The following is a 12691-nucleotide window of genomic DNA, read 5'->3' as shown; positions in this document are numbered from 1 at the left end:
TGTCGGAGTTGGTGACGGGCGACGCGGTTGTCTTGGACGTCAAGGTTGCCCAGCTTCCGGTGCGGGTCGTATCCGCGTTCATCGACATCTTCGTCCAGGTAATCGTGCTATACGCCGGCATCTTCGTCGTCGCGTTCTCGCTCTCGCAGCTCGACGAGGCACTGGCGGGGGCGCTCAGCATCGCCTATTCGGTGCTGGCACTCGTGGGCTATCCCGTCATCTGGGAGATGTCCACCCGGGGACGCTCCCTGGGCAAGATGGCCATGGGATTGCGCGTGGTATCCGATGACGGCGGCCCGGAACGCCTGCGGCAGGCCGTCATCCGCGCACTCGCTGCCGTGGTGGAGATCTACCTGTTCATGGGCGCCCCGGCCGTGATCACCAGCCTGGTGTCGTCCCAGGGCAAGCGCCTCGGTGACATCTTCGCGGGCACGATGGTGATCAGCGAACGCGGACCCAAACTCCCTCCGCCCCCGGTCATGCCACCGCAGCTGGCGGCGTGGGCGCAGACGCTGCAACTGTCCGGGCTCACCACGGATCAGGCCAACCTGGTCCGCCAATTCCTCAACCGCGCAGGGCAATTGGCACCACAAACCCGGGACCAGATGCTCTATCAGATCTCCACCGATGTGCTCGCCAGCATCGCACCGCCCCCGCCGCCGGGCACTCCCCCGCAGTTCATGCTCGCCGCGGTGCTGGCCGAACGTCACCTGCGCGCTCTGGAGCAGATGCAGCCTGCCTATCCCGCGGAGCCGTTGCCAGTACCGCCAGTGGACTGGGCCGGACCACCCGCCCCGCCGCCCGTAGCATCGGCAGCGCCGGAACCTTCCGAGTCGCCCAGAGGGCCTTCGGGTTTCGCCACACCGGGCTGATTTCGGGCGGACGTCTTCGCATAGAGCGAGCCGCCCAGGGTCGCCGCGACGATCGTGACGAGCGCTCCCAGGATGAGTGCCGCCGCCTCACCGTGTATCAGTGACTGCTGCTGCTCGCCGATCGCGGCCGCGGCGATGGGCACGCCGAGCTGAGCCGCGGCCAACGCACCCAGCGACAACGGCTGTCCGAAGAGCCGGCCGACCGCGTGCGCCAACACTGCCGCGCCACCCAGACCCAGCCCGAGCAGCATGAGCTTGGGGTTCTCACCGAGCTCACGCACGTGCAGCGACGCCCCGAGCCAGACGAAGAACAGCGGCGAGAAGAAGCCCTCGGTGAATCCGAAGAGCTGCTTGGCAAGACGGCGTGGCTCCCCGATACCCGAGACGACGAGGCCCAGGGCGAACCCGGCCAACATGATCGACACGTGGGTCTCCACGGCCAGCGCCGCGAGCCCAAAGACGATGGCCAGGCTGATCCGCAGCTCCATGGCGACCCGGCGCTGCTTCGAATAGTGGTGGAACCGATCGAGCGTTCCGGCTTGATCGAGCGCACGCAGGATCACGAACACAATGCCCGCGCACGCCGCGACCGCCACCGCACCGACCGCCGCGCGGGGAGCGTGCTTGAGATCGATGACCAAGGGCAGCAGGATAATCGAGGCCGTATCGGCGATGGCCACCTGCGCGGTGGTGCTCAGCACCTTGGGGCCGTCAAGGCTCAGCGAGTCAATGACGGGCAGTACCAGCGCCGCCGACGAGGAGGCGATGAGCACCGCGTACAGCGGTGCATGCCCCGTGTGGAACGCGTTGGCCAGCAGCACACCCAGCACCGCGCCGACCACGCCCACCACCACGGCGCGCAGCGCCGCCCTGGGCAGGGCCGCCACCATGGTCTTATCGCGAATCGGCACATGCGTGCCTGCCACGAACATGACCAACGCGAATCCGACGTCGGCGAACATCTTGAATGTGGGGTCGAAGGCATCGATCCAGCCAAATCCGGTGCGGCCGATGACGATTCCGGCAAGAAGTTCGCCGATGACCACAGGGATCCGCAGCCGCGTATTGAGCGCCAACAGCGGCCCCACCATGCCGACGACGACGACTATCGCCAAGGTTGGGAAACCGAAGCCATTCATGGAGTTACTGCCAAGAGACCAGATGGCAGGGAATGTCGGTGTTTTCGTCGGATATGTAGCTCGCGCAGACCCGGTGGTAACCGTCCGCGATCTCCAGCCGCGCCCCGGCACGCGCGTCGCCCCGCACCAGCAAGATGGGGGACAGCGCCTTGTCCTTGGCGATCTTCGCGAGGTCGCGGGCCACGTGGGCATTGGTCTTGGGCAGCATGTCCAGGTGAGCCGCCCGCAGGATGTCCTTGGCCTTGCGGTACTCCAGCGTCGCATTGCGCAGCGCCTTCACGGTCCGCTTCACCACATCGGCTTCACCGACGAGCGTCAGGTAATCCACGGCCGCCGCATAGTCATGGTCCTCGGGTTGTTCCAGCCACTTCACCGTCATGGCGGTCACCCTACGGCGCATAGCTGGCAGCAGCTCGGAAAATCGTCGCCGAAAGTTTTCGTTGCATCACGATCGATTCCGATATATCGTTAACTATCGAGAGGCGATACCGCCTCCCCCAAGTACTAAGGAGCAACACATGACTTCCCATGAGGAAAGGGCCGATCAGTTCCGGCCCGACACACCCTTTGGTTTCGGATTCGGTTTCGACCCCACACGTCGCGGACCAGGTCGGCGCCACGGCGGTCGTCAGCACGACTGCGACCCGCGCGGCGAGTTCCAGGAGCAAGCCTGGGCCGGTCGTCGCGGACCCGGCGCGTTCATGGACCGCGGGTTCGGACCCGGGTTCGGACGTGGATTCGGTCCCGGCTTCGGTCCTTTCGGATTCGGTTTAGGTGATCCGCAGCGTGGACGCGGACGGGGACGTGGCCAGCGCGGCGACGTCCGGGCCGCCATCCTGGCGCTGCTCGCCGAACGCCCGATGCACGGCTACGAGATGATCCGCGAGATCGCCGAACGCAGTAACAACATCTGGCGGCCGAGCCCCGGTTCGGTGTATCCGACACTGCAACTGCTCGTCGACGAGGGCCTCATCGTTGAGGCCGAGGGCAGCGGCAGTCGCAAGCAGTTCGACCTGACTGCCGAGGGCCGCGAGGCGGCCGAGAAACTCGACACCCCGCCCTGGGACAAGATCAACGAAGGCGCCGACCCCTCGGTGCTCGATCTTCGTTCGGCACTCGGCCAGCTGATGGGTGCGGTCGCGCAGTCGGCCCACGCCGCCTCAGCCGAGCAGCAGCAGCGGATCATCGAGATCGTCAACTCTGCCCGCAAGCAGATCTACGGCATCTTGGGTGAGACCGACTGAATGAGCCTAGGCCCCCCGCTATGACAGGCGGGGGGCCTAGCTCACGTCGACCCAGTCCAACGTGCGCTGCACGGCCTTCTTCCAGCCGGCGAATCCGTCGGCCCGCTGCTGTTCACTGATCGACGGGCTCCAGCGTTCGTCTTCCTGCCAGTTCCGCCGAAGGTCGTCGGGGTCCTTCCAGAAGCCGACGGCCAATCCCGCCGCATATGCCGCGCCGAGTGCGGTCGTCTCGGCGACAACGGGTTTGACGACATCGACGCCCAACGTATCGGCCTGGATCTGCATGCAGAGCTTGTTGGCGGTGATGCCTCCATCCACCTTGAGTACCTCCAGGTGCACACCCGAGTCCGCCTCCATGGCCTCAACCACTTCGCGACTCTGATAACAGATCGCCTCGAGGGTCGCGCGCGCCAAATGCGCGTTGGTGTTGAACCGGGAAAGGCCCACAATCGCGCCACGGGCGTCCGAACGCCAATACGGCGCGAACAGACCCGAAAAGGCCGGTACGAAGTAGACACCGCCGTTGTCCTCAACCTGACGAGCCAAGTCCTCGCTTTGTGAGGCACCGCTGATGATGCCGAGCTGGTCACGCAGCCACTGGACCGCCGAACCGGTCACCGCGATGGAACCCTCCAACGCGTACACCGGCTTGTTGTTCCCGAACTGGTAACACACGGTGGTCAAGAGCCCGTTGCGCGAGCGGACCAATTCTTCACCGGTGTTGAGTAGCAAGAAGTTCCCGGTGCCATAGGTGTTCTTGGCCTCGCCGGGGCTCAGGCACACCTGCCCCACCATCGCCGCCTGCTGATCCCCCAGGTCGCCGGCAATGGGTACCTCGCCGCCAAGGGGTCCCATATGGGTCGTGAAGCCAAACGGCTCGACCGGCGACGACGCCTTGATCGGCGGAAGCATCTGGCGTGGAATGGAAAAGAACGACAGCAGCTCGTCGTCCCAATCCAGGGTCTCCAGGTTCATCAGCATCGTGCGGCTGGCATTGGTCACGTCGGTGACGTGCACCCCACCGCGAATGCCGCCGGTCAGGTTCCAGATCACCCAGCTGTCGGGAGTACCGAAGAGCGCATCACCGTTCTCCGCATCGCGGCGCACACCATCGATATTCTCCAGAATCCACTGCAGCTTCCCGCCGGAAAAGTATGTGGCAGGCGGCAAGCCGGCCTTCTCACGAATAATGTCACCGCGCCCGTCCCGATCCAGTGCTGTCGCGATCTTGTCGGTGCGAGTGTCCTGCCACACGATGGCATTGCAATACGGCCTGCCGGTGTGACGGTTCCACACCAGGGTGGTCTCGCGCTGATTGGTCACCCCCACAGCAGCGAGGTCCCCGGCCGACAATCCGGTCACGTTGAGCGATGTGGCCAGCACCGACCAGGTGCGTTCCCAGATCTCCACCGGGTTGTGCTCCACCCAGCCTGGCTGCGGCAAGAGCTGCTGATGCTCCAACTGGTGGCGGCCGACCTCCTCGCCCCGGTGGTTGAAGATCATGGCACGCGTGCTGGTCGTGCCCTGGTCGATCGATGCCACGAAATCAGCCATTGGCGAACTCCTCGGTGTGCGAAGGTGATTGGGTTTCAGGATCGTCTGCGTATAGGAATGCTTCCACGAGATAGCGATACAGCGCGGCCCCCAGCAGGCCCCCGACAAGTGGTCCGATGATCGGCACCCACCAGTACTGGGCACCGTGCTGGTCTAGGAAGGCCGTATCGAAGCCGGTGAGATAGGACGCCAGCCGCGGTCCGAAGTCGCGGGCCGGGTTGATCGCATACCCCGCGATGGACCCCCACGCCATGCCCAGAGCGACGACCACCGCACCGATCGCGAACGGCGACAGACTCTCGGGCATGCGGATATTGCGCCGGTCCGTGATGGCGAAGATCAGGAACAGCAGAATCGCGGTGCCGATGATCTGGTCGCGCAGGCCGCCCCACAGACTGACGTCGAGCGCGCCGTTACCCGGGAGTGTCGAGAAGACCCCCTGCGTCGCCATGGTGTGCCCGGGATCGACGGCGGACAGCACGCTCCCGTAGTTCCACCGAACCAGCAGCGCCGCCACGAACGCGCCGGCGGTCTGCGCCACGATGAACGGAATCACCTGTTTCCAGGGGAATCCACGAAACGCCGCCAACGCCAGCGTGACCGCCGGGTTGAGGTGCGCACCGGATATCCGTCCGGCGGCGAAGATACCGAAGGTGACTCCCATGCCCCAGGCCCAGGCGATGGAGTTGTGATTGCCGTAGTCCTCGTTCCCGGCCGTCACCACCTGCGCGACCACACCCACGCCGAACAAAATCAAGATCATCGTGCCAACGAACTCTGCGGCGAGTTGACCCGTCTGCCTCATACCATCGAATCTAGGGGTGGGTTGCCGCGGGCACACCTGAAAACGCCGAACGGTCCCCCGTTTCCGGAGGACCGTTCGCGTGAGGAGCTTCCTACTTCCAGGGCTCGACCTGCTCGCGCACCAGGTCGATGCTCCACGGTCCATCGGTCTCGGCAGTATCGGTCACCGACCAACCCTTGAGCCGCTGAATCGATCCACCGGTCACCTTGAACACCTGGCCGGTCCACGGGTTCTTCTCGGTGCTCAGGTACGCCACCAGCGGAGAGATGTTGGCGGGGCTGAACATGTCGAACTGTCCCTCGTCCACCGGGGCCGCGAAGATCGCACCCATGCCCGGGGTGGCCAGCGTCAGGCGTGTGCGCGCCACCGGCGCGATCGCGTTCACCTTGACGCCGTACCGCTCGAGCTCGGCGGCCGCGACGCACGACAGCGCGGCGATACCGGCCTTGGCCGCACCGTAGTTACCCTGGCCCGGGTTCGGCAGTGTCACACCGGAATCCGATGCGGTGTTCACCACAGTAGCCTTGACATCGGCCCCGGCCTTGGACTGCGCCTTCCAGTACTCGGCTGCGTGACGCAGCACCGCGAAATGCCCCTTGAGATGCACCTGGATGACCGAATCCCACTGGTCCTCCTCCAGGCCGGCGACGAAGCCGTCCCGCAGGATGCCCGCGTTGTTCACGACGGCGTCCAGCTGTCCGAAGGTTTCGACGGCCTGATTCACCAGATTCGAGGCACCGGCCCAGGTGGAGATGTTGTCAGTGTTCGCCACGGCTTTGCCTCCGGCCGCAACGATCTCGTCGACCACTTCCTGCGCGGGCCCGGCATCCGACCCGGAGCCGTCGTTGGCGCCGCCGAGGTCGTTGACGACCACCGATGCGCCTTCCCTGGCGAAGAGCAGCGCATGCTCACGGCCGATGCCACGTCCGGCACCGGTGATGACCGCCACCCGTCCGTCAAGTTGTCCCATGTTGATTCCCTCTCGTTCTGCGATGACTTAGGCGATAACGGCGTGGCCGTTTTTGATGACGAGGTCGTCGCCGACGCTGGTTTCGTACGAATAGGTGCCGGCGGCACCGTTCTTCCAGAAGCTGGTGGTGATGTCCTGTCCGGGCAGCACCGGCTTGGCGAACCGCACCGCCAGCTCCTTGAGACGCTCGGTGCGAGAGTCGGCGAGCTCGGTCAAAGCAGCCCATGACGTAAATGCCATGGTGCACAAGCCATGCGCGATGATGCCGGGCAGTCCGGCCGCCACCGCGGCATCGTTGTCCAGGTGGATCGGCATCGGATCACCCGACGCCGGGCTGTACCGGAACGTCTGGTCGTCATCGACATGCTGCACCAGGGAGGCCGCCGGCCCGTTGGCCTTGATCGCCTCATCCAGCACAACGTTCGGGCCGAGAACACCGCGCGTCTCACCCACGTCGTACTTGCGGAAGAAGAACGTCACGTACTGTTCGTTGACCAGATCGCCGGAAGCATCGCGTGTTTCGGCATACACCGTGCCGCGAGTACCGTTCTCCATGCCCTCGTAGCCGGTCATCTTCGACTTGGCGACCAGTGTGTCACCGGGCTTGATGGGCCGGTGGAACCTGAAGAACTGCTCGCCGTGCACGACGCGCGGAATCAGCTGGTAGGGAACGACACTCATCGTTGTTCCGACCAGCGACTGGAAGATGGGCACCACCGCGAAAACCGGCGGCGCCACCTCTCCCTTCCGATGCTCCTCGATCGGGTCATTGGTGGCCTCGGCGTAAGCGATCAGGCGGTCCTTGTCGACCTCGATGGTCTCCTCGGCGCCCCACTGATCAAGGCCGTCGTTATTGAACGGATACTTGGTGTCAGCCATTGCTTGCCAACCCCTTTCAGCGGTTAGCCGGCTTGTAGGCGGTGATGACGCAGGCGCCACCGAGGCCGAGGTTGTGTTGCAGCGCGACACCGGTCTTCTGCGATGCAGATGCCACCTGGCGCTTGTCGGCATCGCCGCGCAGCTGCCAGGTGAGTTCGGCGCACTGCGCCAGGCCGGTGGCACCGAGTGGATGCCCCTTGGAGATCAGGCCACCCGACGGGTTGACCACCCAGCGGCCACCGTAGGTGGTGTCGCCGTTGTCGATCAGCTTTCCGCCCTCACCCTCGGCGCACAGTCCCAGCGCCTCGTAGGTGATCAGCTCGTTGGCCGAGAAGCAGTCGTGCAGTTCGATGACGTCCACATCGTCGGCCGAAATCTGGGCCTGCTCATACACTTTCTGCGCCGCGAGCTTGGCCATGTCAAACCCGACGAGCGTGATCGCCGACTTGGACTCCAGGGTCCCCGGAGTGTCGGTGGTCATCGCCTGGCCGACGATCTCCACGGCACGGTCGCCGAGCCCGTTCTCCTCGACGAACCGCTCGGAGGCCAGGATGGCCGCACCCGATCCATCGGAGGTCGGCGAGCACTGCAGCTTGGTCAGCGGTGCGTAGATCTCCTTGGCATCCAAGATGTCCTGCAGCGTGTATTCCTCTTGGAACTGCGCATAGGGGTTGTTTACCGAATGCTTGTGATTCTTGTAACCGATCTTGGCGAAGTGCTCGGCGGTGGTGCCGTACTTCTGCATGTGCTCACGACCGGCGGCGCCGAACATCCAGGGTGCGGGCGGGAAGGCGAAATCGAACAGCCCGGCGAGGGCTTCGATGTGCCGCTGCATCGGCTGCTCACGATCGGTGAAGGTCGCGCCCAACGAACCGGGCTGCATCTTCTCGAATCCCAGCGCCAGCGTGACATCGGCGAGCCCGCCGCGGATGGTCTGCGCCGCATTGAACAAGGCGGTCGATCCGGTCGAACAGTTGTTGTTGACGTTGGTGACCGGGATGCCGGTCATGCCAAGCTCGTAGACCGCGCGCTGGCCGGAGGTGGACTCGCCGGCGCAGTACCCGACATAGGCGGCTTCCACCTTGTCGTAGTCAATACCGGCATCCGTCAGCGCATTGGTGCCGGACTCCTTGGCCATGGCCGGGTAATCCCAACCCTCACGTCGTCCGGGTTTCTCGAATTTCGTCATCCCGACGCCGATGACAAATACCTTTTCGGGGGCCTTAGGGGGCATCGTTCCAAGCTCCTTTTGCGCGCACTTCGATGGGGGCGTCGTCAACGTAACATACGTTCTATCCTGAATGTAAGGGCCCGGTACAGATGTATTGCCAGCCCACAGAACATCCGACCCATCGAACGAAGTGCTTGGTGAACGCGCGCCACACTTGGCCGGAATACCCGGGATATTTACCTACAGTGCAGTTTGTTTCTGGGCGCCCGGTAACGGTGCACGAAGTCGCAGCTCCAGCATCTGCTTGGCCCGGGACCACCGACGATCGCGGGTTTCCTGCGAGGCGGTCAAGCTGCTGACCAGGACGCCGCGGATGATGTCCATGGCGAGCAGTCCGAAGTCGCGACGGTCCTTGGGCGAGGTCGGATCATCGTCGTCAAGCACGTGAAGCGCCGACAGATTGTGCAGCACCATCTTTTCGAACTGATCCAGGTGCACGCGCAGATCGGGCTCGGTGCGCGCCGCGATGAGCAGCTCCACCATCGCGATGAACAGCGGCCCCTGGTGAATCCGCCAGAGCATGTCGAGATACCGCTCGACCGGGTCTGCGGACTGATCCATCGACATCAGCTCTTCGAGCACCGCCTGGGTGCGCATGAACGCGAGGTGGCGCACCGATTCGGCCATCAGTTCCGACTTGGACTGGAAGTGATGGATCAGTGCACCGCGCGTGGCACCGGCGCGGCTCGCGATGCGCGAGGTCGTGGTGTCGGAATACCCGAACTCGACAAGGCAGTCGATGGTCGCCTCAAGCAACCGGGACCGCATCGCCGCCGAACGTTCCTCCTGAGTGCGTCGCGGCGTGGGCATGCCCACATTGCATCACAGTCAGTCAATGCGAAGCGCGACTATCGGCCGCTGACCTGGTGGAAAATCTGCGCGGCCTGCGCCTCGTACTTCGCGTATGCGTCGGGGAATGCCGAGCGCTGAACCGCCTGTGCGGCTTGAGCAACGCTCATATCCTGCCAGCCCGACACCTTCACCAACTGGTCGTAAAACTTGCCCGCCGACCTCGACGGATCCATCAAATCGGCTGTCGCACCCCAGCTTTGACGCTGCTGGAATGGCCCTACCGAGTCGTGGTCATGTCCCACACCGTCATTGGCCAGCATCATCGAGTCGGGCACCGAGGAGTTGGCGAGGCTGCGCAGGCCGGACTCGGTGAGTGCGGTCGCCAAGGCAATCTGAATCGCCTCGGGCGAAAGCCCACGACGCAGACCTTCCTCGATGATCTTGCGGGCGACGTCCATCTGACCGGCGTCGAGATTCATGAAAACCGACGGACCCGAGGGGCGCAGCGACGGAGCACCGGTGTTGGAGTAGCTCCCGTCGGGCACACTGTGGCCCCCGCCGCCACCACTGCCACCGCCGTGGCCCCCACCGCTGCCGCCACCGAAACCGCCACCTCCGCTGCCGCCACCGAATCCACCGCTGCCGGCCCTCATCGAGCCACTTGCCGCACCGCCACTGCTGGCCGGCATGAAGGCTGCGGGCTGGGTGCTGGCCGTATTGTGCTCGGCGTCCACCGTCTCCGATGCCTTACGCAGATCGTTCGACGAGGCACGATCGGCCTCTTCCAGTGACTTCAGCGCCTGGCGAATCGCGTCGGTCAGCCGCCGGGCCTCCGCCTGTAGATCCCTATTGCCTTCGGGAGCCGTGACGGTGCCGTCATCGGCAACCTGCAGGCCCTTCGCGTTGGCCTCGTCCACCAGCGCCATCACCTTGTCCCGCGCCGCGGTGAGTGCCGAGTGTCCGCCGCGGACCGCCTCGGCGACATTGCCGATGGCATACGAAAGCCGGTTGGTCGAAGACTGCTCGCTCGACGCCTGGTCGTACGCGGACTTGAAGGACTTGCCCTTCCAGAACGACTCAGCCGAGTCCAGATCGCGGACCACTCCGTCGATGGACAGGTCCAGATTCTTGCTGGCGTCCTCAATGGCCTTGGCGGCGGCGTCGAGGTTGGCGACATTCCACCCTCGCAGCTGCGAAATCGTCGGCCTCACAGGTTGACCTCCGCAACCCTGGACACCTGGCGGCGGTTGACGGCGTCCTGGCCCGTCAACGCCCCCGAGCTGTTCTGCACAAAGTTCGAGATGCTCTCGATGCGTTCGGAGGCACCACCCCCGGCGCGCTTGAGCGCCGCGCTGACCGCGCGCAGCACCTCCGCGAACTCGGTGCCGGCGACCGAGTTGGCCGCCGCCTCGAAATCAACGTCCGGAAACGCATCCTTCGCACGCCCCGCCACGCGACTCGCCAACCGTGACATCTCGGCACCGTTGGCCTTCATGATGTCGCTCATAGTTACCTCCCCAAGGAACCAGTCCTGCGCGCACGGAACGGCGCGGTTCGTCGCCAGATTGTGCCTCTGATCAGATACGACGGGCCTGGTACTGATTCGGTTCCATGTTTTTCCACCTTTTTTCGCCGAATCGCCCCGGGCCGCGTGCGGGCAAATCGCCAGGTCCACGGCCCCGGGTGAGGAACAATACGACCCATGGGCGACGAGGTCGCGCGCACCCAGTTCACCGGTGAGCACCGCCGGGCCTATCGCACCAAGGTGCAGAACTGCCTGGACGTGTTCGAGACCATGCTGTCGGAGTCCAGATTCGACTTCGAACGACCGCTGACCGGCATGGAGATCGAATTCAACCTGGTCGACGGCAACTATCAGCCGGCGATGACGAACACCGAAGTCCTCGCCTCGATCGCCGATCCGGCCTTTCAGACAGAACTGGGCGCCTACAACATCGAGTTGAATGTGCCGCCCCGCGCGCTGTCGGGGTCGGCCGCCCTGGAACTCGAATGCGATGTGCGAGCCAGCCTGAATGCCGCCGAGCAGCGCGCCGGCGAGCGCGGCGCGCACATCGTGATGATCGGCATCCTGCCGACCGTGATGCCCGAACATCTGGACGGCGCGTGGATGAGCCCGTCCACGCGGTACCGGGCATTGAACGATGCGGTGTTCACCGCCCGCGGTGAGGACATGCAGATCGACATTGCCGGCGTGGAGCGGCTCAGCGTCAGGTCGCCCACGATCGCCCCCGAATCGGCATGCACCAGCATGCAGCTGCATCTGCAGGTGGCACCCGATGACTTCGCCGCCAACTGGAATGCCGCCCAGCTGCTGGCGGGTCCGCAGCTGGCGCTGGCCGCCAACTCACCGTTCTTCTTCGGCAAGTCCTTGTGGGCGGAGACGCGCATCGAGCTCTTCACCCAGTCCACCGACACCCGCCCGCAGGAACTCAAGGTGCAGGGGGTGCGCCCCAGGGTGTGGTTCGGCGAGCGCTGGATCACCTCGATCTTCGACCTATTCGAAGAAAACGTCCTCTACTTCCCGTCGCTGCTGCCGGAGATCTCCGACGAGGACCCCATCGCCGAGCTCGCCGCCGGCAGGGCACCACGGCTTCAGGAACTGCGGTTGCACAACGGCACCATCTATCGCTGGAACCGGCCGATCTACGACGTCGTCAACGGCACCCCGCATCTGCGCGTGGAGAATCGGGTGCTGCCCGCCGGGCCGACGGTCATCGACGTGATGGCCAACGCCGCGTTCTACTACGGTGCGCTGCGAACGCTGGCCGAGGATGACCGCCCGGTGTGGACCAAGATGACTTTCGCTGCGGCCCATGACAATTTCCTCGAAGGTGCGCGGCGCGGCGTAGACGCACGGATGTACTGGCCCGGCGTCGGTGAGATCACCGCCGATGAATTGACGTTGCGACACCTGCTGCCTATGGCCCATGAAGGGTTGCAACGGTGGGGTGTGGCTACCGAGGTGCGCGAACGCTATCTCGGCGTCATCGAGGCACGTGCGACATCAGGCATCAACGGATCGGCCTGGCAGACACACACCGTCGGCGCACTGGAGGAGCGCGGGTCGAGCCGCCGGGCGGCACTCACCGAAATGCTCCGAATGTATTGCGAGCACATGCATTCCAACGAGCCCGTGCACACCTGGAAGCTGATTTAGAAACTGAGCACCGGGCAGTACCGCAAG

General features: G+C 64.6%; 12 protein-coding genes and 1 pseudogene. 3 read left to right on the top strand and 10 right to left on the bottom strand.

Annotated features, from left to right (window positions below; all coding sequences use genetic code 11):
* Window positions 1-59: 59 nt before the first annotated feature.
* Window positions 60-371 (top strand): annotated as a pseudogene (locus DSM43276_RS23735) (RDD family protein); the annotation flags it as partial.
* 368 nt (window positions 372-739) lie between these two features.
* On the opposite strand, the gene DSM43276_RS01665 reads toward DSM43276_RS23735, so the two are convergent.
* Together DSM43276_RS01665 and DSM43276_RS01660 are read right to left on the bottom strand one after the other, a co-directional pair.
* Window positions 740-2011 (bottom strand): cation:proton antiporter, encoded by a 1272-nt coding sequence (locus DSM43276_RS01665; protein WP_078330501.1) that lies wholly within the window; start codon window positions 2009-2011, stop codon window positions 740-742.
* A 4-nt stretch (window positions 2012-2015) separates the two neighbouring features.
* Window positions 2016-2390 carry a hypothetical protein gene (locus DSM43276_RS01660; RefSeq protein ID WP_078299536.1) on the bottom strand — a complete coding sequence of 125 codons (375 nt, stop codon included), beginning with the start codon at window positions 2388-2390 and terminating at the stop codon, window positions 2016-2018.
* A 139-nt stretch (window positions 2391-2529) separates the two neighbouring features.
* Here DSM43276_RS01660 and DSM43276_RS01655 point away from each other — a divergent pair, with 139 nt between their 5' ends.
* The gene (locus tag DSM43276_RS01655) at window positions 2530-3255 is read left to right on the top strand and encodes a PadR family transcriptional regulator (protein ID WP_078330502.1); all 726 of its coding nucleotides are present in this window, start codon (window positions 2530-2532) and stop codon (window positions 3253-3255) included.
* A 36-nt stretch (window positions 3256-3291) separates the two neighbouring features.
* Here the strand turns inward: DSM43276_RS01655 and glpK are convergent, their stop codons facing one another.
* From glpK to DSM43276_RS01615, 8 genes are all read right to left on the bottom strand, one after another.
* On the bottom strand, window positions 3292-4809 hold the full coding sequence (glpK, locus tag DSM43276_RS01650; RefSeq protein WP_078330503.1) for a glycerol kinase GlpK: 1518 nt from the start codon (window positions 4807-4809) through the stop codon (window positions 3292-3294).
* Window positions 4802-5614 (bottom strand): MIP/aquaporin family protein, encoded by an 813-nt coding sequence (locus DSM43276_RS01645; RefSeq protein ID WP_078330504.1) that lies wholly within the window; start codon window positions 5612-5614, stop codon window positions 4802-4804. Before DSM43276_RS01645 ends, glpK begins: the two co-directional genes overlap by 8 nt.
* Window positions 5615-5705: 91 nt before the next feature.
* The gene (locus tag DSM43276_RS01640) at window positions 5706-6584 is read right to left on the bottom strand and encodes an SDR family oxidoreductase (RefSeq protein WP_078290098.1); all 879 of its coding nucleotides are present in this window, start codon (window positions 6582-6584) and stop codon (window positions 5706-5708) included.
* Between the two features lie 27 nt (window positions 6585-6611).
* Entirely contained in the window at window positions 6612-7463 is an 852-nt protein-coding gene (locus tag DSM43276_RS01635; protein WP_046252289.1) for a MaoC/PaaZ C-terminal domain-containing protein, read from the bottom strand.
* 16 nt (window positions 7464-7479) lie between these two features.
* A complete protein-coding gene (locus DSM43276_RS01630; protein ID WP_078330505.1) occupies window positions 7480-8697 on the bottom strand; it encodes a lipid-transfer protein in 1218 nt (405 codons plus the stop codon).
* Between the two features lie 177 nt (window positions 8698-8874).
* Window positions 8875-9504, bottom strand: a complete 630-nt coding sequence (locus DSM43276_RS01625; protein ID WP_078324379.1) for a TetR/AcrR family transcriptional regulator — start codon at window positions 9502-9504, stop codon at window positions 8875-8877.
* Window positions 9505-9542: 38 nt separating this feature from the next.
* Window positions 9543-10697: a hypothetical protein gene (locus DSM43276_RS01620; protein WP_078330506.1), complete on the bottom strand. Its 1155-nt coding sequence runs from the start codon at window positions 10695-10697 to the stop codon at window positions 9543-9545.
* On the bottom strand, window positions 10694-10993 hold the full coding sequence (locus DSM43276_RS01615; protein ID WP_078290093.1) for a hypothetical protein: 300 nt from the start codon (window positions 10991-10993) through the stop codon (window positions 10694-10696). The genes DSM43276_RS01620 and DSM43276_RS01615 overlap by 4 nt, the downstream gene beginning before the upstream one ends.
* 195 nt (window positions 10994-11188) lie before the next feature.
* On the opposite strand from DSM43276_RS01615, the gene DSM43276_RS01610 reads away from it, so the two are divergent.
* A complete protein-coding gene (locus DSM43276_RS01610) occupies window positions 11189-12664 on the top strand; it encodes a glutamate-cysteine ligase family protein (RefSeq protein WP_078330507.1) in 1476 nt (491 codons plus the stop codon).
* Window positions 12665-12691 lie beyond the last annotated feature (27 nt).

The organism is Mycobacteroides salmoniphilum, assembly GCF_004924335.1.
GTDB classification, from domain to species: Bacteria; Actinomycetota; Actinomycetes; order Mycobacteriales; family Mycobacteriaceae; genus Mycobacterium; species Mycobacterium salmoniphilum.
This window is presented reverse-complemented; position numbering and strand designations above follow the sequence as displayed.